The sequence below is a fragment of the Motilimonas pumila genome (assembly GCF_003596335.1).
GTDB classification, from domain to species: Bacteria; Pseudomonadota; Gammaproteobacteria; order Enterobacterales; family CBDFNC01; genus Motilimonas; species Motilimonas pumila.
In genome coordinates this window covers 91,714-112,602 of sequence record NZ_QZCH01000012.1, presented here as the reverse complement: position 1 = coordinate 112,602, position 20,889 = coordinate 91,714, and the positions used below count along the sequence as shown (strand labels likewise).

19 protein-coding genes and 1 pseudogene are annotated in these 20,889 nt (G+C 46.3%); 3 read left to right on the top strand and 17 right to left on the bottom strand.

Going from position 1 to position 20,889, the window contains the following annotated elements; translation table 11 throughout:
• Window positions 1–41: 41 nt before the first annotated feature.
• Window positions 42–1,604 carry an ATP-binding response regulator gene (locus D1Z90_RS10845; protein ID WP_119910774.1) on the bottom strand — a complete coding sequence of 521 codons (1,563 nt, stop codon included), beginning with the start codon at window positions 1,602–1,604 and terminating at the stop codon, window positions 42–44.
• Between the two features lie 198 nt (window positions 1,605–1,802).
• Here D1Z90_RS10845 and D1Z90_RS10840 point away from each other — a divergent pair, with 198 nt between their 5' ends.
• On the top strand, window positions 1,803–2,915 hold the full coding sequence (locus tag D1Z90_RS10840; RefSeq protein ID WP_119910773.1) for a patatin-like phospholipase family protein: 1,113 nt from the start codon (window positions 1,803–1,805) through the stop codon (window positions 2,913–2,915).
• Window positions 2,916–2,946: 31 nt separating this feature from the next.
• Here D1Z90_RS10840 and D1Z90_RS10835 read toward each other — a convergent pair whose 3' ends face one another.
• A complete protein-coding gene (locus tag D1Z90_RS10835) occupies window positions 2,947–4,980 on the bottom strand; it encodes a monovalent cation:proton antiporter family protein (RefSeq protein ID WP_232525240.1) in 2,034 nt (677 codons plus the stop codon).
• Between the two features lie 71 nt (window positions 4,981–5,051).
• Between D1Z90_RS10835 and D1Z90_RS10830 the strand changes: the two genes are divergently transcribed.
• Window positions 5,052–5,933: a GGDEF domain-containing protein gene (locus tag D1Z90_RS10830; protein ID WP_119910772.1), complete on the top strand. Its 882-nt coding sequence runs from the start codon at window positions 5,052–5,054 to the stop codon at window positions 5,931–5,933.
• Between the two features lie 82 nt (window positions 5,934–6,015).
• Here D1Z90_RS10830 and D1Z90_RS10825 read toward each other — a convergent pair whose 3' ends face one another.
• From D1Z90_RS10825 to D1Z90_RS10795, 7 genes are all read right to left on the bottom strand, one after another.
• Window positions 6,016–6,957, bottom strand: coding sequence for a phosphatidate cytidylyltransferase (locus D1Z90_RS10825; RefSeq protein WP_119910771.1), 942 nt, complete (start codon window positions 6,955–6,957; stop codon window positions 6,016–6,018).
• Window positions 6,954–7,628 carry a lysophospholipid acyltransferase family protein gene (locus tag D1Z90_RS10820; protein ID WP_198419135.1) on the bottom strand — a complete coding sequence of 225 codons (675 nt, stop codon included), beginning with the start codon at window positions 7,626–7,628 and terminating at the stop codon, window positions 6,954–6,956. The genes D1Z90_RS10825 and D1Z90_RS10820 overlap by 4 nt, the downstream gene beginning before the upstream one ends.
• 75 nt (window positions 7,629–7,703) lie before the next feature.
• Window positions 7,704–8,228, bottom strand: a complete 525-nt coding sequence (locus D1Z90_RS10815; RefSeq protein WP_147378757.1) for a hypothetical protein — start codon at window positions 8,226–8,228, stop codon at window positions 7,704–7,706.
• On the bottom strand, window positions 8,209–9,618 hold the full coding sequence (locus D1Z90_RS10810) for a phosphatase PAP2/dual specificity phosphatase family protein (RefSeq protein WP_119910769.1): 1,410 nt from the start codon (window positions 9,616–9,618) through the stop codon (window positions 8,209–8,211). The genes D1Z90_RS10815 and D1Z90_RS10810 overlap by 20 nt, the downstream gene beginning before the upstream one ends.
• Complete coding sequence (locus D1Z90_RS10805) at window positions 9,618–11,465, bottom strand: bifunctional alpha/beta hydrolase/class I SAM-dependent methyltransferase (RefSeq protein ID WP_119910768.1); 1,848 nt, start codon at window positions 11,463–11,465, stop codon at window positions 9,618–9,620. The genes D1Z90_RS10810 and D1Z90_RS10805 overlap by 1 nt, the downstream gene beginning before the upstream one ends.
• Window positions 11,462–12,085, bottom strand: coding sequence for a CDP-alcohol phosphatidyltransferase family protein (locus tag D1Z90_RS10800; protein ID WP_198419133.1), 624 nt, complete (start codon window positions 12,083–12,085; stop codon window positions 11,462–11,464). The genes D1Z90_RS10805 and D1Z90_RS10800 overlap by 4 nt, the downstream gene beginning before the upstream one ends.
• A 698-nt stretch (window positions 12,086–12,783) precedes the next feature.
• Window positions 12,784–13,125 carry a DUF5713 family protein gene (locus D1Z90_RS10795; RefSeq protein WP_119910766.1) on the bottom strand — a complete coding sequence of 114 codons (342 nt, stop codon included), beginning with the start codon at window positions 13,123–13,125 and terminating at the stop codon, window positions 12,784–12,786.
• Window positions 13,126–13,599: 474 nt separating this feature from the next.
• Here D1Z90_RS10795 and D1Z90_RS21520 point away from each other — a divergent pair.
• A pseudogene (locus D1Z90_RS21520) lies at window positions 13,600–14,295 on the top strand (hypothetical protein).
• A gap of 190 nt (window positions 14,296–14,485) precedes the next feature.
• Here D1Z90_RS21520 and pepB read toward each other — a convergent pair.
• From pepB to D1Z90_RS10745, 8 genes are all read right to left on the bottom strand, one after another.
• Complete coding sequence (gene pepB, locus D1Z90_RS10780; protein WP_119910764.1) at window positions 14,486–15,772, bottom strand: aminopeptidase PepB; 1,287 nt, start codon at window positions 15,770–15,772, stop codon at window positions 14,486–14,488.
• 185 nt (window positions 15,773–15,957) lie between these two features.
• A complete protein-coding gene (gene iscX, locus D1Z90_RS10775; RefSeq protein WP_198419131.1) occupies window positions 15,958–16,155 on the bottom strand; it encodes a Fe-S cluster assembly protein IscX in 198 nt (65 codons plus the stop codon).
• Window positions 16,156–16,175: 20 nt separating this feature from the next.
• Window positions 16,176–16,514, bottom strand: a complete 339-nt coding sequence (gene fdx / locus D1Z90_RS10770) for an ISC system 2Fe-2S type ferredoxin (RefSeq protein ID WP_119910762.1) — start codon at window positions 16,512–16,514, stop codon at window positions 16,176–16,178.
• 1 nt (window position 16,515) lies between these two features.
• Window positions 16,516–18,363 carry a Fe-S protein assembly chaperone HscA gene (gene hscA / locus D1Z90_RS10765; protein ID WP_119910761.1) on the bottom strand — a complete coding sequence of 616 codons (1,848 nt, stop codon included), beginning with the start codon at window positions 18,361–18,363 and terminating at the stop codon, window positions 16,516–16,518.
• 6 nt (window positions 18,364–18,369) lie between these two features.
• On the bottom strand, window positions 18,370–18,885 hold the full coding sequence (gene hscB, locus D1Z90_RS10760; protein WP_119910760.1) for a co-chaperone HscB: 516 nt from the start codon (window positions 18,883–18,885) through the stop codon (window positions 18,370–18,372).
• A gap of 9 nt (window positions 18,886–18,894) precedes the next feature.
• Window positions 18,895–19,218, bottom strand: coding sequence for an iron-sulfur cluster assembly protein IscA (gene iscA / locus D1Z90_RS10755; protein WP_119910759.1), 324 nt, complete (start codon window positions 19,216–19,218; stop codon window positions 18,895–18,897).
• A gap of 18 nt (window positions 19,219–19,236) precedes the next feature.
• Window positions 19,237–19,617, bottom strand: a complete 381-nt coding sequence (iscU, locus tag D1Z90_RS10750; protein WP_119910758.1) for a Fe-S cluster assembly scaffold IscU — start codon at window positions 19,615–19,617, stop codon at window positions 19,237–19,239.
• Window positions 19,618–19,656: 39 nt separating this feature from the next.
• Window positions 19,657–20,871, bottom strand: a complete 1,215-nt coding sequence (locus D1Z90_RS10745; RefSeq protein WP_119910757.1) for an IscS subfamily cysteine desulfurase — start codon at window positions 20,869–20,871, stop codon at window positions 19,657–19,659.
• Window positions 20,872–20,889: the final 18 nt, after the last annotated feature.

Sequence of the window (20,889 nt, the reverse complement as noted above, 5' to 3'; positions counted from 1 at the left end):
GTCACTCAGTGAAGTACTGTGGCAAGAGAAATAGGCGCTGACTAGCTCAGCGCCGGTAACGTAACCGTAATTAAAGTGTATTGCTCATTTTCAATATCAAACTGAATACTGCCTTTTTGCTGCTCAGCCATTAACCGCGCGCTGTAAGTACCCAAACCTGTGCCTTCGGCTTTTCCCGCGGTCACGTACTTCTCAAAAAATTGGCCACGAATTTTTTGCGGGATCACGCCGGCGTTCTTCACCGTTATCATCACGTCTTGCTCAGCCCGTTTTAATATCGTACTCACAATGCTGCCTGCAGGCGCGGCTTCGACCGCATTTTTAAGTAGGTTAACTAACATAGAGTGGCACAATAGCTTTTCGCCAATAATTAACATGGGCTCTTCGACAGGGTCTATCACTATTTTCACTTTGTTCTCAGCTGAAAACGCGCTGAGTTCATTGCTGGTACTCTCTGCTACTTCTAACAAGTTGACCGTTTCAGGGACCACTTGATAAGTGCCTGTCTCCATTTGATACAAGCTGACAGAGCGTCCTAAAATAGAGTTAATGTGATATACCGAACTTTCAATTAACCCCAGCTTATTACTGAGAGCCGCTGGCAAGCGTTTATCCGCAGAAACATCAGAGGCTAGACTCAAAATCGCACTGAGAGGGTTTTTCACGTCATGATGGGTTAACCTTTCCACCTCTTCTCGCAGCTTTTCATTTTCTGCCAACGTTTCTACCTGCTGCTTCAGTACTTCCATATTGCCGGCAATTTTTAAATGATTTTTGACTCTGGCCCTTAATACAGGCGGTGACACAGGTTTTGTCACATAGTCCACGGCTCCCACTTCCAAACCTTTAGCAATAAAACGAGAGTCAGCTTGAGCGCTGAGGAAAATCACTGGAATATGAGCGGTCTCAGGATCGCGTTTTAATAGCTCACACACCTCGATGCCGTTTTTTTCCGGCATCATAATATCCAATAAAATCAGATTAGGTTGCGGCTGCTTTTTGGCTAACCCTAAGACTTTCAGGGGCTTGGTGGTAGCTTTAACCTTAAAATTATCTTCTCGTACTATGTTAGAAATAAGCTCAATATTTTCAGGTACATCATCAACGATTAAGATGATCGGGGTCGTGTCTTTGGGTTTTTCAGCCGGTTTATCTGCGTCAGCTTGAAATGCTTCAGGCTTTTTCGCTTTTTGCCGCACAATATGTTTAATCAGCTTGTCGTCTTTAAACAGCTTAAGAATTTTCTCTTTGATAAAATTTGCCGTAAAAGGCTTGATAATAAAGCCATCAACACCGGCATCAAGCGCTTCTCGAATATTCTTCTCGCTAGGATCGCCCGAGATCATTAAAAACGGTTTATTTTGCCAATGATGATGCTCTCGTACCTTTTGCAACAAGGTTAAACCATCAATCTTAGGCATATTCCAATCAGAAATAATCACATCAACACGCCCTTCTTCTAAACGATTGAGGGCGTCTCTACCATCTGGAGACACCATCACGTTAGAAAAGCCTATCGACACTAAACACGATCGCAGCGCCTCCCGCATTGGGCTAAAGTCATCAACCACCAAAAAGCGGGTCTCCCACTGAGAATCTGCCATTGCGTCGTTTCCTTTTGCCTAATTACCTAAAAATCTTAATTGCATCATAATTTGTTGGCCATTGCTTTTGAATGCGGCAGTTCAAATTCTCTACAGCCCTTTTATTAAAAATTCCTGAAGCCCAACTAAAGCCAAAACTTCACCGTAAAAAGGCGTCTTTTTAGTTTAAAAATAGCAGACAAAAGCTAAGCTAACATTATGAAAGATAAACCTTGTGCCTTAATTTTAAGTGGTGGCGGTGCGCGAGCGGCGTATCAAGTAGGTGTGCTCAAAGCAATATCCTTACAGTATTCTCGCAAAGACCACGTACCCTTTAAAATTTTATGTGGAACTTCAGCCGGTGGCATCAACAGCACAGCGCTCGCTTGCTACGCCAGTTGCTTTCGCTTGGGAGTCAAAAAGCTGGAGTATATATGGCGTAACTTTAGCACTGAACAGGTCTATAAAACGCAGCTCTCTCAACTGGCGCTGAAGCTAAGTCGGCAGCTATTAGCAGGCATGCAAACCCGTTATGCCAATAAAATAGGATTCTCTTTACTCGACCACAGTCCTTTGCGTACTTTGCTTCAACACAGCATGGAGTTTGAGCGTATTGATCGCAATATTTTGCGCGGAGCGATCCAAGCAGCCGCAATTACGGCGTCGGATTATTCCAGCGGTGACTCTATCACCTTCTACCAATCCAATGGTTTACACCCACCATGGCAGCGCTCAAAACGTAAAGGCTTGCAGGTACTGATTAACAGTGAGCATTTAATGGCTACGTCGGCCATTCCGCTCATTTTCCCTCCTTGTCAGATTGGTCAGGACTACTACGGCGACGGCTCGGTACATCAGCTGGCTCCTCTTAGTCCGGCCATTCATTTAGGCGCCGAAAAAATATTTGTAATCAGTCTCGACCAACCCCAGCAAAAACACCCAATATACGCCACGCCGGGGCTATCTGAAATCAGTGGCCACTTATTAGATACCATTTTTTCAGATACCCTCAACGCGGATCTTGAACGGCTACATAGAATCAATGCCACCATCGACCAACTGCCACAAGGGGCAAGCAGTAACCTTAAATCCATTTCGAGCTTTGTGATCAAACCCAGCCAAAACTTTAACCAAATTGCAGCGAATTATTTTTCAGAGCTGCCTCTGACCATCAAAATGTTGCTAGCCAGTTTAGGTATTAATAAAAACAGTCAATCCAGTTTGGTGTCCTATTTATTGTTCGAGCAAAACTACACCCGTGAACTGATCGCATTAGGTCAACAAGATGCGCAAAATAGAATGGCTGAAATTAACGCGTTTTTAAATCAATAACCGACGGTTCAAGCAAGGCGTTGATTCGATATTAAAGGCCATGTAGAAGCTTGGCCTCGGCAATGTCTACTGCTTCGGACTCGCCGCATAAGAGCACGATATCACCTTTTTGCAATATCACTTCACTAGGGGCAAACTGCGCCAACAAGTCTTGTTTGCCGCGACGGACTTCTTGAATGGTTAAATGCGCTAGCTGCAAGTCCGCCACGACTTTACCAATGGCGTCAGCCTCTTCAGTCAGCTCGACAGCGTGTAACCGCCTACTTCGGTGCTCAAGGTTATTTTCACTGGTTTCACCGTGGAAAAAACCGTGTAAATGCTGGTATTGATTTTTTCTCTCTCGCTGCATTTTTTTGATAATGCGTGAAATAGGGATGCCTGACATCAGTAATACATGAGACACCAGCATCAAGCTGCCTTCTAATACTTCAGGCACCACTTCTGTGGCACCGCCGGCTTTCAGCTCCGCGATGGCGGAATCATTTTTGGTGCGGATTAATACCTTGGCATCAGGATTAATATCCTGAATACACGATAACATGGCTAACGCTTTGGCTTTATGGTCAAACGTAATGATCACCAACTTCGCTTTATCAACGCCGAGCATCAGTAATATATCGCGCCGACACGCGTCGCCAAAGGCCACTGAATCACCGCCTTTCACCGACTCTTTTAAACGAATGGGATCTCTGTCTATAGCTACATATGCGATATTGTCGTCAGACAAAAAGCGGGCAATAGTTTGCCCTACCCGGCCATAGCCACAGATAATCACATGTTCATTGAACTCTCCCGGCAACGGTTTTTGTCTTTGCAACAGTAGCTTATCGTGTTGCAGTAGCTGTAAGCTGACCCGACGACAATGGCGAACTAACCAAGGAGTCATCGCCATAGAACAAACCCCGACGGCTAATACGATAGAAATAATCTGCGCCGACAAAATTTGATATTTCCCCGCCAAGGACACAAGCACAAAACCAAACTCTCCGACTTGGCACAACATAATACCGGTGGCCAAGGCGTCGCTATTTTCTACCCGCATCAATTTGGCAAGACCTGTGAGCAGTACAATTTTAAACAGCATCACTGCGACAATCAGCAGCAATAACTGCCACCAATATTGCAATATGACGTTTAAGTCGAACAACATACCAATGGTGACAAAAAATAGCCCCATCAACACATCCCTAAAGGGACGAATATCTGATTCTAACTGGTGTTTATAGTGGCTCTCACCCAACATCATACCGGCTAAAAAAGCCCCTAAAGCCATCGACAACCCAAGCATTAAGGTTAGACCACTGGCAAGTAAGGCCACCAGCAAGGTACTCATCACAAAGAGTTCATCAGAGCGAGCACTGGCAACTTCATGAAATACTTTTGGCAATACCCACTTGCCGACAGCCAAGATAATACACACCGCCGCCAAGCCTTTGCCAAAGGCGAACATTAACTGCCCACCGAGTTCGGCATTAACAAACTCTGGTTGGCCGATAATAGGCACCACAATAAGCAAGGGTACAACGGATAAGTCTTGAAACAACAGCACACTAATTGCAAGTTTGCCTCGTCGAGTATGCAATTTACGCAGCTCTGTTAACTGCTTAATGATAATCGCGGTAGAGGACATGCTGAGCGCGCCCGCTACAATCAAACTCTGTTGCCAAGTTAAACCGGCAAGCATGGCAACATAAAAACCCGCCACAGAACAGATGAATACTTGAGCGCCACCCAAGCCAAACACCCAATGGCGCATTTTGAGCAACTTAGGCAAGGAAAATTCCAAGCCAAGGGAAAACATTAAAAAGACAATGCCAAGTTCAGCCAGTAGTTCAATGCCATGAAAATCCGCAAACAAGTCAAGCCACACCGGGCCAATAATGACGCCAGTGAACAGGTAAGCCAAAATAGCGGGTAGATAAAGTCGCCTAAAAATAGCGACATTCAGTACCGCAAGAAACAACAATAACAAAAATTCTAATAACACGGCGGCCCCCAACACTCTGTTTAAGGTTAGTGTCTTTTTGCTGGCTTGGGCAAAACGATCGCCTGTTAGATCTGGCACAAAACCTGCTTAATTACTATTCAAGGTAGAAAATAGCTATCGCTGACATTTTTTTGGCACGGGAGAAATATATGGATAATTTAAGCAGGATCACCCCCATTAGCAGGAGTGCCTCCCTTTCGGTTGCCCATTATAGTGCTGCTGCAGAGTTCACGGTTGAAGATAAGCTGGAAGTACTTGAAGCACTACAACAGAGTTTAGACTTAAAAACTTTGATGCGAAATTTTGCCACCCAAGCGGCAAGGTATGTCCGCTTTATTGGTTTAAGGTTTCAATCCAAGCACGGCTTCTTCTCGCTAGACTTTCGCAAAAGCTCTGATTATGTCGATAACTTTTCGTTAGACAGTGCGGACTATACCCCGTTAGGCACCTTGAGCTATCGCACCGCTAAGCCGCTTACGAGTAAAGAGAATGCGGTATTGCATGAACTCCATAAACTCTTAAGCCAACCTTTACTGCACAGCCTTAAAATGAGTGAGTTACAGGCTAATTGCTTAAAAGACCATTTAACGGGCATCGGCAACAGGGCCTACTTTGATGAATCTATGGAGCGCTGGATTGAGCAAAACTACCGCTCTCACTCTGGCCTAGCTTTGTTGGTGCTTGATTTAGATAACTTTAAAGAAGTCAACGACAGGTTCGGCCACCAAGAAGGTGATGCGGTACTGATACGATTTTCTCACCTGTTAAAAAGTGCCATTCGTCATTCCGATATGGCCTTTCGTTTAGGTGGTGACGAGTTTGCTATTGTATTAACGCCGACAACACCAGTGTCTGTTACGCAAGTGTCAGAGCGAATTAAACAAGCCCTCAAACAAGACCCTTACATGGCTGAACTAAAAATAGGGTGTAGCATGGGGTGGCAAGACTGGAGCCGAGGCATGGATGCAAGAACCTTGTTCCAGCAAGCGGATTTGTCGTTATACGAACATAAGGCGCGACCGAACAAATAATATTAACCCATGCTGCCACAGTATCGGCTAGTGTTATCTGTCTGCCCTGCTTACGTGCAGGGCACTGTTACCACCTAAAAGGTTAGGTCCACCAGTATCGCACCAAGTGAAAGAAAACTGGCGCGGCAAAGCACACAGAATCAATTCTATCGAACATGCCGCCGTGGCCTTCTATCATATTGCCCCAATCTTTCACGCCACAATCTCGTTTAATTGCCGACATCACTATGCCACCGGCAAACCCCAGTAAGTTCACCACCAAAGCAAACAAGGCTGCTTGCCAGGGGGAAAAAGGGGTGATTCCGTATAAAGCTGCGCCGACAAGCATAGACAAGAGCACGCCACCGACTAAGCCTTCGAGGGTTTTCGACGGAGACAAACTCGGCGCGACTTTAGTCTTGCCAAACAATTTGCCGCATATGTACTGCAATACGTCTGATAATTGCACCACTAAAATAAACCAAGCAATTAACGATAACTGCCGGCCATCAAAGCCTTCAATATCCAACATCCAAATTGCCGGTACGGAAGAAACACAATAGACAGCAATCATTAACCCCCACTGTACCTTACTGGTTCGCGCCAAGTAATGGGTGGTATCGCCAGCCAAAGCAGCCAAAATAGGCAATAATAAAAATAGATAAACAGGAATAAAAATGACAAACAGGCTGTACCAGCCAATTGCAACCAATACGTACTGAACCGGCAGCGCAAAGTAAAAAGCCGCGAACAAGGCCGGATAGTCACTATTTCGAGTTGGCACTAGGGTTAAGAATTCACGCAAAGCGTAAAAAGACACGCCGTAAAACAACACAGTCACGCCCAAGTAACCAAAGTGAAATGCGATGGCTAGGATAATGATCATGCCCCACCAAGCGTTGATACGCGCGACCAGGTTTTCGATCACTGCGTTTTCGCCCTGCGCTTTTTGCTGCCAGCGCCATTTGATAACACCGGCAATCACGCTAGCCACCGTCAATACGGCAGCCAACCCTACAAACAACTTGATCATTTCAGGGCTCATAAGGCTTCTCCGGGGGCGAGCTCACTGACTTTTTGTTGGGCTCGTTGTAAGAATATTTGTTTTGGCTCATCCGCAGTCATGGCAAACGCTTCGCCAAAGTTAACCGTGCAAAGCAAAGGCAAAGGTAAACTACGCCCTTTAGGCATCACGCGATTAACATTGGCAATCCATACTGGTACGCACTGAACTTCTGGGTGTTGCTGCAATAAGTGAAACAAACCGGGCTTAAATGGCTGTAAAGGCACCACGTTAGGGTTTAACGCCTGTTTACTGGGCTCAGTTAAATTGCGTGTACCTTCAGGAAATAAAATCAAACTGTCTTGTTGAGCTAACGCTTCAACAAGTGGCAATAAGGGGTTTTCACCTTCTTCTCGGCCACCGCGTTTAATCAAAACGCCGCGGAACACTTCTTCAATGATAAAGCGCCTGAGCCAACCTTTTTGCCAATAATCTGCGCCTGCTACTGGCCGCGTTTGTTTTCGAACGGCACTGGGCAGCGATGCCCAAAGCAACACAAAATCGCCATGGCTGGTATGGTTAGCAATATAAACGCGACCAGATTGACACAAAACAGGCACTTGGCCTAACGCTTTCGCACCGGTTATTAACCTGGCGCCTATGATGATCAGCCAAGCCACAATTGTGGCTGCTATGCTCTTGAGTAACTTCATGAATCTCGCGTCTAGTCGTATAAATGGTAAAGCTTAAAACAAGTCATATTGGTTAGACTTATCCAAACGAATAATTTAAGCGGCGCTAAAAATTAAGCACACAAAGGCCAGCATTTGTAAGCCACAACCTAATAACAAGCGTTTCGCTAATGCCATGGCTCCCTGCCCTCTCATGGATAAATTACGAACGTTGGCGGGCGGCTTGGCCATCAGGTTAAAACTAACCAAGGCTTGATCCAAAGCAGCAAGGTGACCAAGACCAGCCTCTTCAACGCGGGCCCCCCCAGGGGGGCCACTCTCTTGTGAGCTGAGCTCTGATGTAGACAAAGCCTGTAACTGCATAAACAAACGCTGATCAAAACTGACTCTTAGCCAGAAATAACCATTCCAGAAATTCAGTAGTAGCATAATAAACACCGCGCCACGGCCCAGAGTGCTCAGGTTTGCCATCGGTATTACCAATGTCAGTAGCACGACAGTAAGTGTCAACAGCATAGACACCACAGCCACACAAGCCACTTGGCGCAAGGCACTTATCAAGACCGCCAGCTGCAATTGATATTGCAGCTTGGCTGAATGCTCATTGTTCGGGATTATCATGACATTTTCGCCCATTAAACTCGGCTAATTGGCACATCAAATTCAGCTGCGCTAATTGTGCCGGTTTTATCACAACCTGCGGCCGGCCTTGCTGTACTAACGCCAACGCTTGCTCAACAGAATTGACTTTGCCATCTATTAGCAGCCAAGCCATTACCGCCGTGGCACTCCTTGAATACCCCAACGCACAAAAGACTAAAAGATTACCGGGCTGTTGCTGCTTAAGTTGGCGAAGCGTATTGCCCACCTGCCAACATTGCATCGCACTCAAAGGCACCAAATCAAGCAAGGGAAAAGAAGCATAATACGGAGCCATTTTACGGGCGTTACGGGATGCCGGAAATTCTGCGCAAAGGTCTAACACGCCTTGAAAATTGCTCAGTTCCATCACCGAGGGCCTGCGACCAAGGTATATATTGGCCAAAATATGATTACTTGGATCTTGGTGTTTTGTCCAAAGCCGAGAGTTAATCCAAGCGCCCACACGATAAGGCAGCAATAGCCAATAAGCCGCGAGGCTCTGCTCGCCGTCGGCGCCTTTTTGAAAGCCGTCGGCGCCACAATACAGATAATTGAGCGCAACGATTAACAGCGCCAGCGAAGGCCATAATAACAATAAACTGCTGTAATATTGCAGCCCTATTGCCCCAGCCATGAATGCCAATACTAAGATGGCCCCAACACCATAACAGGCCGCCATTTTGCGCCGTTTATTCGCAAATAAAACCTGTGCCTGTCGCGACTTGCGAGCAGGGCAAGCGCCGTGACTTGGCCAACACCACAGGCAAAGTAGTCCCGCCAATAAGCCGGTCGGCACATCAATGAAGTGATGCTGCCAAGTTGTCAGTACAGACAAGCCAATCAGCGCAAACCAAGCGTGAACAAGCCATCGCCACCACCCTGTAAGGTAGCGCCCATAACACGCCCAGAGCACAACCATAAGTGTAATATGAAGAGAAGGCGCTTGATTATAAGGTTTGTCAAAACCCATTAAGGCATCGAACATGGCGCCAAAAACGCCATCAAGCTCAGGTCGTGTAAAACTAAAGTGCAGCGGCCAAAGCATAAAACAAGCAATGCAAATCAGTTGCGCTGTCAGTAAGCGTAAGCCGAGTGTGTCAACGGCTTTGGCATGGCGAGGCAACATAAAAGCCAAACCGTATAGTAAGTCTATCGACCAATACGGCACAATCGTCCAAGGCAGCAAAGGCATAAAGGCTTCCCACGAGAAGGCGACACTGGGAACGTGCGGCAAACTCGCGGCGTATTGATTGGCGTAGTTGTAACTAATAAAAAATAGCGGAGCCAGCAAAGCCAGCCATGCCAGGCCTCTGCCCCACAAAACCGGCTGCTGCGAAGATACAAGGGGCGGTACGGTGTCCCTTGCCATTAATCTGTTAACTTTTGAGCAATAGAAACGGTAAATATGCCGGTTTCATCAATCCGCTGCTCTATCTTGCTAAAGCCCGCAGCGGCGACTAATTGGTCCATTTCCTGTTGGCTACGTCTACGCATTACCCATGCTTGACCCTCGCGGTGGCTGGTTAATGCCCGCGCGATAAGTTCCAACTGAGGATGCCAAGGCTGACCCGTGTAAACTAAGTACGCGCCTTTTGGCATAGCCGCGGCCAACCCTTTTAAAGATCCCTGTACCATCTTGTTGTCGCTGAATAACTCATATAAACCCGATACTACGGCCACGTTAGGCTTTAGCGCTAGGCCGGCTAAATCAGCTTGGTCAAACGCATCACCTTGAACAAACTGCACTATCTCCCCAAGGTTTTTTTCTTCGATTAACTTCTGCCCATCGCGCACGTTAATGTCGCTGTAATCTCTTAGCAACACGCGCTCGGGTTTTACTTGCGCTTGTTCAATGGCCGCTAAAATATAACGACCATGGCCAGCAGCGATATCCAATAAGCGAACGCTTTGCTGCTGCTCGCTGATACCTGTCATCGCAAGGGCCAGTAGCTCTTCTAAATGCAGCTTTCGTTGCCTTATGCCTTGCCAACCCACTGAGTTAAGATATTGGCGGTCCAGTATTCTACCAATTTCCCCTTGGCCACCGGCTTGATTACGGTAGACATAATCAAGGGTTGAACCTGAGTCAAAGCCTGTCTCAAAACCTAATTTTACGCCTTCGGAATATCGCCCAGTAAAAGCCAAAGAAGCACGATATGCAGACCAAAAACGCCCTCTCAAAGAATGCTTAGGAAGAGGAGTCGCCAGCGTTTCAGCCTCGGCACAAAAGTAACCAGACTTATCCGCGGCTAATAAACTCACATCCGCTGTTGGTTCGGCAAAGCGCTGGTTAATAAAACGTGTCATTCTACTCACGGCTTCACCGCGTGCCAACTCACCTAACGTGTCATGAAAAAAGCCAGGCAATATATGCTGCTCTTTGCAAGGGGAGCCCAAATTGGCAAAAAAGGTGGTTTGGGGTTTGCGACGAACCACATAGTCCGCACCAGATATCAGCAATTGGGTCGGCACAGTTATCGCCGCAGCATCTGCTACCACGCGTTTGGCAGTATCGTGTAAACCCAATAACATGTTCACTGAGATGGGCCGTGCGATAAGTGGATCTTGGTTAAAAGAAGCGACGCGCTCAGGATCATGGGTCAGTAAGTTGGCTTTGACGTAACTATTAACAAAAAAGTCGCCTTTCAGTTTGTGCAATGCACGCAGCCCCGGAATGGCAAAAGGCACGTACAACTTAATGCTAAATGCCGGTGACGCTAATACCAAGGCCCGTATCTTAGGAGCATAATCGTGCACCCAAGTGGCCGCAAGCACAGCGCCAACGCTTTGCCCCAAGACCACTGTCTCAGACAGTTCGATACCATGCTGCTTAATCAAGTGCTGCACAAAGGTTTGAATATCTCTTACGCTAGTGCCGAAACTAGGGCTGTGTCCCCTGGCACCAGGAGACTCACCATGACCGCGAGCGTCCCATGCAAAATATTCCGCACCTTCGAGGGCCAACTCCTCCACCAAATGGCTCATACGTCCACTGTGTTCATGGCCTCGATGAAACATGATAACGGTTTTCTTGGCTTTTCCCTCTGTCAAAGCTGGCCAATGCCGGTAACTCAAATCCACACCGTCATGAGTCGTAAAGCGAAATAAGCTGGCTTCAGCTTGCCCAACACCCTCCGACTCAGTGCACGTAAGCGGTTGATTTGGCCCGTCAGTAGCCTGCTCTGCGGTACTATCTACTATCAATGTATCACTCATAAACAATCCTTTTTAGCACTGGCCACTTCTTCAAGGCCTCGACGAACACGATGAATGACCGTTATCATCGTTAAAAATAACATCACACTCAAACACCCATTTAACCAACTGGGGTTAATCATTTGCGCTGCAACTAAGCACGCCAGCAAACCTAAGCCAAATGCCCGATCGCTTTTCCCCATTGGGCCATCATAACGACGAGACGCCCCCACCATTAGGCCTAACACCCCGGTAAACTCCGTTAAAAATGCGAAAAAAATGAGCGCTAACGGCAGCATAGGCGCGACACCTGCAAGAAATACAAATGGCAACATGAGTGCGCTATCTGCCACCACGTCTGCTAATTCATTTAAATAGGCACCAAGATGAGACTGTTGGCCAAATTCACGTGCCAACATGCCATCAATGGCATTAAGCGCCATACGCAGCAACATCCAAGGGGGAATTAACCAAAATAGAATGACAGGTGTATCAGGTAAGCTTAAAAATAAGCCCAGTAATACGGAAAGGATTAATGCCACCAAGGTAACTTGATTTGCGGTAACGCCCCATTGATAGAGCTTTTTAACCGCAGGCCTCAGTAAACTTTGAAACCGCGATTTTAATTGATAAATAGACACAAGGTGCGCCTCTGCAGCCAGAAAATGCTTCTAACCCAATAATTGCTAATACAAAATCAGGTTATCAGCGATGACCGCAGAGTATCAAAGGCAGTAGGAGTGTCAATTTAAATTCATAACTTTGTGATATTTGGAGGGTGATTAACCTTGCCATATGCGTCAGCTCTTTTACGTTGATAGCTTTAACACGGCACGCCGAATAAGCCTGCGAATGCAACAAGCTCAAGTCGGTGGACAACGAAGCCTGAAAACTGACAATAAAGATTGTAGCTTTTGCATTACAGTTTGAAACTTTCACGGTTTGTTGTGACGCCAACGACTGCTGCCTGAACCACGCTATAACCGTGCTCCTGTCCTAAAGCCACAGCATTTCTTTAAGTTCTTGCGGGTAGTGCTTATAGACTCTTTTCTGAGTCATCATTCACCTGACAACTAGTGTCTCTCAATTCAGTGCGCAGCCCGTTAGGTCGGTACAGTGATCTTAAATAAAATGCTGCATTACGTATCGCTTCAATGCGCTGATTGGTTAGGCTTTTGAGTATCTTAATCTCTTTTTCTTAAATATTTCGGTTTGGAATTATGGCTATCAAAATGGTTCCACTTTCTTTGTTGGTATAACGCTAAGCTTTGCGGCTGTTTTGGAGCGCAGCACAAAAACAATTCGACAACAGCACCTTGTTAAATGCTTGAACCATTTATCACCACTCTCTTGTGGCTATAACATCTTCAATTTCCACATCTGAAAAGCCGTAAGATCGGACGATAAACTCAAAACTTTCAGCCATGTCCTCACGTGCGACAGTCTCTAGCTCGCTATGATTGTCCTCGAACTCTTCCTCTAACTCATTGATACGGTCAGTTGCAGCATGAGTAAGCGAAAGTAATTCAGAGGAAGATTTCGGATTTTGGCTTTCAATGCTTTCACAGAGTTCAACAAGGATGGTCTTAATTTTATCTACCAAGAAATTTGGGAAATAGCCATCATCATACATCTCTGATAAAAATTGATAGCCGTTTATTTCCTTATTAGATATAGGCACAGTGCCTCCTTTTAACTGTAGTTAACACTTTACACAGACTCGGCGCGACTGGCGGTAATTTTGAAAAAAAACGTGACAACTAGCAGCCGTCTATTGCTGCAAATGGTTAAGTAGTCCACTAGTGAAGGGCATTTATGCTCGCTAAGACATCATCAGAGGCTTTTCTAGGCCTAAACTTAGACGTTGACCCCTTAGCACCCGGTGCTGAGTAATGAACGTCATGAGCTAACTCGTCCAAAAATGCACTGCCTTGCTTCTCATACAAAGCGATCTCACTCGCAGTCAACACAATCGTATAAGTGTAGGAAACTGGTCCGTGGTTACACAAAGATTCAAGATAATAATTGTTAGATTGGCGATACAAGATCCAAGTTGAGCCATTACCTATTTTTTCCATCGTACATCTACCTCTTTAATCTCGCGAATCCCCTCATAATTACCAATAAAAACAATGAGTAGACGCGCAGCATTTAAATTCTACAGCAAACGGTTGCAGAACAATGCCCGAATATTCACAAAAAATGATCCAGTTCTCTTATACTTGCCCCTAAAAGTGTGCTCAATGGCGCTGATTTAAACTTAACCAAGCTTGGCAGAAAACTTGAAACCAACACTAGGGTTAAACATGCCATTAAGCGCGTCGACAGGCTGCTCGGTAACCCACAATAACACCACGAGAAAGACACCATTTATAAGTGGCACGCCCACTTAATTACACTGGCTAACCTCTGTACTATTATCCTTGTTGCTTAGTCTGATGTCCGTGAGCAACTTCGTTATATAACGCTAAGGGCGTCCCTCGCACTCGATGAGCATTTGTATGCAAAACGCATACAAATAGAAGCGTCATTTCTTGACTTGAAAAGCACAGCTTATGGCATTGCACTTCGACATAACCGAAGCCGCGGTACTCAGCCCTTAGACATACTGTTACTCATCGCGTTACTAGCCGAGATTTTGGTGTGGTGGAGTGGACTCGTTGCGGTACAAGCAAAGTGGCATTTTGACTTTCAAGCCAACACAATAAAACATCGCAGAGTGCTTTCCATCCCCCACTCAAGGAGGGAAGTTCGGAACCACAGGCGATTTCAAACTCATGAGTCCCAATACCAATGGGCAATACTTGAATATCAACGGCTCACGCACAGCGTTGGACTGGGGAAATTATGAGGGGATCCGTCAGTACCTCGACTGGGTACCGCGTCATCGCTGAAGCGGCCTGAAGTAACCTCGCCTAGTTAAGAGGAAGGCTTTGTTCTTTATTGCTTCCCGACAACGCAAACACAAAAAAGCCCTTAACCTTAAGTTAAGGGCCTTACACAGGTAAAGCCAGAAAAGCTTGGCTTAGTGCATTTTAACCTTAACTCAATAGCCAGTGAGCAATGGTTTTCACGCCGTGGCCTTTGCCTCCTGCAGCCCAAAGATCGTTACCGCTAGGCTGGTATGCCCCTGATAGATCCATGTGCACCCAATTTTGCTCTGGCTGCTCGACAAACTTAGCCAGAAAGGCCGCAGCCGTGCTGGCGCCAGCGGTGCCTTCACCCGAGCCAATATTGGCAATATCGGCAAAATTAGAGCTGATTTGCTCACTGTGCCAAGGGGCCAATGGCAAAGGCCAAGCTTGCTCTTGTTCAGATTTAGCACAGCTCAGCAATTGGTGTACTAACTCATCATCCATGCCCAGCACACTATTATAGTCACGCCCAACGGCCACTTTCGCTGCGCCAGTTAAGGTGGCTGCGTCAAGAATATATTTAGCCTTCGCTTCTGTGGCTGCAATCAAACCGTCCGCTAACACCAAGCGCCCTTCCGCGTCCGTATTGAGCACTTCTACTGTCACGCCATTTTTGTAGGTGATGATATCGCCTAATAAAAATGCATGACCGCTGACCAAGTTTTCGGCGCAGCATAAAAACAGTTTCACTCGCTTTTTAAGGCCTCGCATCATGGCCAGCGCAAGGGCACCGGTTAATGTCGCGGCGCCGCCCATGTCGCTTTTCATTGCCGCCATGCCATTTGATGGCTTGATGCTGTAACCGCCTGAATCAAACGTAATGCCCTTGCCTACCAGCGCAATATCCACCTCTGCTTCAGGGTTACCGGTTGGGTTATAATCAAGTTGCAACATCACGCCAGGGCGCACGCTGCCCCGACCAACGTGGTGGATCCCCACAAAACCATGTTGCAATAACTCTTCACCGCCAATAAAGCGGTAGCTTACGTGTTCTTTGCCAATGTCGCTCAGCAGCTCTGCAGCCTGTAAAGCTAACTGCGAGGGCCCTAGCTCTTCCGGCGTTTTGTTGATGGCACCACGTACCCAATCGACGGCGAGCTTTTGCGCGTCCAATTCTGAAGCTTGCGCCTCGGTCACATCACCCCACTCAACATTGGCACCTGTTTTAGCATTGTAGAAGCCTTGATAAAATGCCCAGCGACTGGTTTGTTGCCATATTTCGCCCACTAAGGTGACAGCAGGGATGCCCATTCCACTCAATTTTCGGGCCGCTTGTTGTACTTGGCGTAATTCGTCTTTACTGGCGTCTAAGTGAATGGTCGCTTGCTGACCTTGAAAACTTAATAATGCGTTTTTTCCCCAACACTCATCAGCGGTTTGCTGACTCAGCGAAATTGAAAATGATTGGGACATAGCTTCCTCTGATTCCACAAGATAATGATTTAGCATACCAAACTTCAATGCTTAAACATGTATTTTTATTGCCCTAAAAGGTGGAATATAAAAGTATAACTAACGAATCTTTAGGGTTATTTAGGCATAAAAAAACCTAAGCCTTGGCTTAGGTTTTTGTGCGGGTTAGCTTGAGGTTAAAACGCTCATTCAACTTCGTCAATCCAGCATTGTTGAATGGCTTCTAAAATCCGCTCGTTACAATCACGCTCATCCTTAAAGTCTTTTAATTCAATAACTTTATCTCTGAGTTCAGTAAACCGAACTTGAGTAGGGTCTACTTTTGGGTATTGCTCCGCTAACGCTGTGGCAACATCATTTACGTCTATCCACTTCATGTTCACCTCTCGAGGTTAACTTGAAATTAGTGGCCTTCTGAAACGATGTTAACGGTATATTTAGGGATTTCTACCACAAGGTCTTCGTCAGCCACCTCTATTTGACAGCTTAGTCGAGATTCCGGCTCTAGACCCCATGCTTTGTCTAACATGTCGTCTTCTAACTCATCGCTTTCTTCTAATGAGTCAAATCCTTCACGCAGTACCACATGACAAGTGGTACAAGCACAGGATTTTTCACAAGCATGCTCAATATGAATCCCGTTTTTTAAAGCGATGGACAATACGTTCTCGCCTTGCTCAGCTTCCACCGCCAGACCTTCTGGGCATAACTCTTCATGGGGTAAAAATATAACCTTTGGCATACTACACCTTATCGACCGATTGTCCTTGTAATGCTTTTCGAATAGACGCGTCCATTCGACGAGCAGCAAACTCACTGGTTGCACTATCAAGCTTTTCAATAGCGCTCTTAATTACTTTTTCATCATCCCCTTCAGCAGCCACTTGTAACGCCGACACTGCTTGCTGAATGTCTGACAGTTCAGCGTCTGAAAGCAACTCAGCACCGTCTGCACCTAGCGCAGCTTGTAAGGTTTCCAGTACCCTTTGGGCATCCACCTTTTGCTCAGCTAACATGCGTGCTCGAATATCTTCTTTCGCGTGTTGCATTGAGTCTTTCAGCATATCTGCGATTTGATCTTCTGCCAAACCGTATGAAGGTTTTACCTCAATCGATGCTTGTACGCCAGAAGATTTTTCCATTGCGGTGACGCTCAATAATCCGTCAGCATCCACTTGAAAGGTAATTCTGATATGCGCAGCACCCGCTGCCATAGCAGGTATTTGCGTCAACTCGAAACGGGCGAGAGAACGGCAGTCATCCACCAATTCACGTTCCCCTTGGGTAACGTGTACGGCCATTGCCGTTTGACCATCTTTAAAGGTGGTAAACTCTTGCGCTCTAGCTACAGGAATCGTGGTATTGCGAGGAATGATTTTTTCCACCAAACCGCCCATCGTCTCAATGCCTAGCGATAAAGGTATTACGTCTAACAACAGCATTTCCGAGTCAGGTTTGTTCCCCACAAGAATGTCTGCTTGTATCGCGGCGCCAACGGCCACGACTTTATCAGGGTCGATGCTGGTTAAGGGCTCGTTAGCAAAAAACTGCGCCACTTTTTCACGTACTAAAGGCACCCGAGTAGAGCCGCCAACCATCACAACTTGTTGCACTTGCGCTTGGTCTACATCGGCATCTTTTAATGCTCGTCGACACGCGATTAAGGTCTTTTTGACCCAAGGTTGAATCAAGCCTTCAAATTCAGCTTTTGTTAGCGACTGCGACCAGTTAAGAGACTCTATGGTGACTGTCACCGTATCTTGATCGGTTAAGCTTTGCTTGGCATCACACGCGGCTTGTTTTAGCTCTCGTTGTAAGCTGCTTGAAAGTGGCACGCTTAAACCTGCGTGTTCCATAATCCAAGCCACGATTTGTTCATCAAAATCGTCGCCGCCTAAAGCAGAGTCGCCGCCAGTGGCTAATACCTCAAATACGCCTTTGTTAAGGCGCAAAATAGAAATATCAAACGTGCCGCCACCTAAGTCATAAACCGCGATCACACCTTCTTGGCCAGAATCTAAACCATAGGCAATCGCAGCAGCAGTGGGCTCATTTAACAGCCTTAATACGTTTAAGTCGGCTAATCGCGCAGCGTCTTTGGTTGCTTGGCGCTGGGCATCGTCAAAGTAAGCCGGCACAGTGATCACTACGCCACTGAGTTCATCACCCAGGGTTTGCAAAGCAGTATGAGTTAGACTTTTTAAGATTTCACTGCTGACTTGTACCGGATTAACCACGCCACTGCGGGTTTGTATTTCTATATTTTGTTGTTCAGAAAATTGATACGGCAATTGCTGTGGGTCAATATCTGATAGGGCTTTGCCCATTAAACGTTTAACAGAGACCAAAGTATTTTCAGCGTCACTGATGGCAAGAGCTTGGGCATCTTGTCCAACCAAAACGCCCTCTTCACCGTAATGCACGACAGAAGGGATTATGTCGATGCCCGCTTCATTAACTAAGGTTTCAGCTTGACCACTACGAACGCTGGCCACTAGAGAGTTAGTGGTACCTAAATCGATGCCCACAGCCAGTTTTCGTTGATGAGGTGCAGCGCTTTGACCTGGCTCTGCAATCTGAAGTAACGCCATATTGTTTTATTCCAGGAGGGATTCTTCTAGTTGTTCAAGTTCATCTTCAAACTTGAACACAAATTTAAGTTTTCTCACGGCATTGGCAGCTTGTTCAAAAGCTTGCTCAGCCAAACACTGTTGCAGCGTTTGCTGTAATGCTGTTTTCTCTGCTTGCAAGGTTTGCTGCAATTCAACGATTCCATCGTCAGGATTGGCGCTGCCAGCAATTTCTTCTAATTGCTCACGCCACTCCATTTGCTGCATTAAGAAACCAGGATCGCGCAAAGTTTGCTGTTCACCGCGGATATCGAGCCCAGCCAAAGCTAACAGGTACTCTGCGCGCCGTAAAGGCGCCTTTAACGTATGAAAAGCGTCGTTAATCTCTGACGCTTTTTGCAATGCTAACAGCTTGTCGCGCTCACTGGCATTGGCAAACTTGTCAGGGTGAAAACGCTTTTGCAATTCACGATAAGTCTCGGCAAGGCTTTGAGTGTCGAGATTGTAGTCTTGGCTTAAGCCAAATAACTCGAAATAATTCACTTATCGCCCTTACACACTAAAGCTTTCGCCGCAGCCACATTCCCCATCGACATTAGGATTGTTAAACTCGAAGCCTTCATTCAGGCCCTCTTTAACAAAATCTAATTCGGTGCCATCAAGGTAAACTAAACTCTTGGCGTCAACGATTACGTTAACGCCATTTTGTTCAAAAACCTCGTCATCAGGGTTAAGTTCGTCAACAAACTCAAGCACGTATGCTAAACCTGAACAGCCAGAAGTTTTAACGCCAAGGCGTAAGCCAACGCCTTTACCGCGATTAGCAAGGAAGTCACGTACCCGGCTTTCAGCCGGAGGTGTCATTGTTACTGCCATGTTTCCGCCTTAGCTTGCTTATGCTTTTTTACTTTTGTAGTCGTCGATTGCCGCTTTGATCGCGTCTTCCGCTAAGATAGAACAATGGATTTTTACTGGCGGTAACGCCAGTTCAGCAGAAATGTCAGTATTTTTGATCGCTGCTGCTTCATCCAGAGTTTTGCCCTTGACCCACTCAGTAACGAGCGAGCTAGAAGCAATCGCACTGCCACAACCGTAAGTTTTAAACTTCGCGTCTTCAATCACACCTTCTTCAGTGATCTTAAGTTGCAGTTTCATCACATCACCACAAGCCGGTGCACCCACCATGCCGGTTGCGACGGTAGGATCATTTTTTTCAAAAGATCCTACGTTACGAGGGTTTTCATAATGATCAATTACTTTATCGCTGTAAGCCATAATTTATTACTCCAATGCTTAAGTCTGTTGTCGCCGATATTAGTGGTGAGCCCATTCTACGGTGCTCAAATCAATGCCTTCCTTGAACATGTCCCACAACGGTGACATCTCACGTAAGCGACCAATATTTTTATTTATAATGTCAATTGCATAGTCAATTTCTTCAGCAGTGGTAAAGCGACCAATGCTAAAACGAATTGAGCTATGTGCTAATTCATCGTCACGCCCTAGTGCACGCAAAACATAAGAAGGCTCTAGGCTAGCAGAAGTACATGCACTGCCTGAAGATACGGCTAAGTCTTTCAATGCCATTACCAACGACTCACCTTCAACAAAGTTAAAGCTGACGTTTAGGTTACCGGCAATACGCTGCTCTACAGAGCCATTCACGTACACTTCTTCCATGTCTTTTACGCCATTCCATAAGCGGTCACGTAAAGCAATAATACGCTCGTTTTCTTGCGCCATTTCTGCTTTAGCAATTTTAAATGCTTCGCCCATACCCACAATTTGGTGAGTAGGTAGCGTACCACTGCGCATGCCGCGCTCATGACCACCGCCGTGCATTTGAGCATCTAGACGGATACGAGGTTTACGCTGAACGTAAAGTGCGCCAATGCCTTTTGGACCATAGATTTTATGGGCAGAGAAAGACATTAAGTCTACTTTTAGCTCTTTTAGGTCAATCGGCATTTTGCCTACGCTTTGCGCAGCATCTACGTGGAATAGGATTTTATTACTGCGACACAACTCACCGATAGCAGCAATGTCTTGGATGACGCCAATTTCATTATTCACGTGCATGATACTGACAAGAATGGTGTCTTCACGAAACGCACCTTGCACTTGCTCTGGCGTGATAATGCCTTGGTCATTTGGATCCAAGTAAGTCACTTCAAAACCGTCACGCTCTAATTGGCGACAAGGGTCAAGTACCGCCTTGTGCTCTGTTTTAGCCGTGATGATGTGCTTACCTTTTTTGCCGTAAAAATTAGCAACGCCTTTGATGGCAAGGTTATTTGATTCTGTCGCGCCAGAAGTGAAAACAATTTCACGGGCGTCTGCATTAACCAGATCCGCGATGTCGTTACGGGCAATATCTACGGCTTCTTCAGCTTGCCAACCAAATCGGTGGGAGCGCGAAGCTGGATTACCAAAATTGCCGTCCAGAGTCAGGTATTGCATCATTTTCTCTGCCACACGAGGGTCAACCGGGGTGGTAGCAGAATAGTCCAGGTAAATTGGCAACTTCATTTTGTTCTCCATTATCTG

What these genes read in the sequence shown, in the direction of transcription:
- D1Z90_RS10840 (WP_119910773.1), top strand. Translation starts at nt 1,803, where the DNA reads ATGAAAGATAAACCTTGTGCCTTAATTTTAAGTGGTGGCGGTGCGCGA.
- D1Z90_RS10820 (WP_198419135.1), bottom strand. Translation starts at nt 7,628, where the DNA reads ATGAAGTTACTCAAGAGCATAGCAGCCACAATTGTGGCTTGGCTGATC.
- iscU (WP_119910758.1), bottom strand. Translation starts at nt 19,617, where the DNA reads ATGGCTTACAGCGATAAAGTAATTGATCATTATGAAAACCCTCGTAAC.
- D1Z90_RS10830 (WP_119910772.1), top strand. Translation starts at nt 5,052, where the DNA reads ATGGATAATTTAAGCAGGATCACCCCCATTAGCAGGAGTGCCTCCCTT.
- D1Z90_RS10810 (WP_119910769.1), bottom strand. Translation starts at nt 9,618, where the DNA reads ATGGCAAGGGACACCGTACCGCCCCTTGTATCTTCGCAGCAGCCGGTT.
- fdx (WP_119910762.1), bottom strand. Translation starts at nt 16,514, where the DNA reads ATGCCAAAGGTTATATTTTTACCCCATGAAGAGTTATGCCCAGAAGGT.
- D1Z90_RS10815 (WP_147378757.1), bottom strand. Translation starts at nt 8,228, where the DNA reads ATGATAATCCCGAACAATGAGCATTCAGCCAAGCTGCAATATCAATTG.
- D1Z90_RS10825 (WP_119910771.1), bottom strand. Translation starts at nt 6,957, where the DNA reads ATGAGCCCTGAAATGATCAAGTTGTTTGTAGGGTTGGCTGCCGTATTG.
- D1Z90_RS10805 (WP_119910768.1), bottom strand. Translation starts at nt 11,465, where the DNA reads ATGAGTGATACATTGATAGTAGATAGTACCGCAGAGCAGGCTACTGAC.
- D1Z90_RS10745 (WP_119910757.1), bottom strand. Translation starts at nt 20,871, where the DNA reads ATGAAGTTGCCAATTTACCTGGACTATTCTGCTACCACCCCGGTTGAC.
- iscA (WP_119910759.1), bottom strand. Translation starts at nt 19,218, where the DNA reads ATGGCAGTAACAATGACACCTCCGGCTGAAAGCCGGGTACGTGACTTC.
- D1Z90_RS10845 (WP_119910774.1), bottom strand. Translation starts at nt 1,604, where the DNA reads ATGGCAGATTCTCAGTGGGAGACCCGCTTTTTGGTGGTTGATGACTTT.
- pepB (WP_119910764.1), bottom strand. Translation starts at nt 15,772, where the DNA reads ATGTCCCAATCATTTTCAATTTCGCTGAGTCAGCAAACCGCTGATGAG.
- hscA (WP_119910761.1), bottom strand. Translation starts at nt 18,363, where the DNA reads ATGGCGTTACTTCAGATTGCAGAGCCAGGTCAAAGCGCTGCACCTCAT.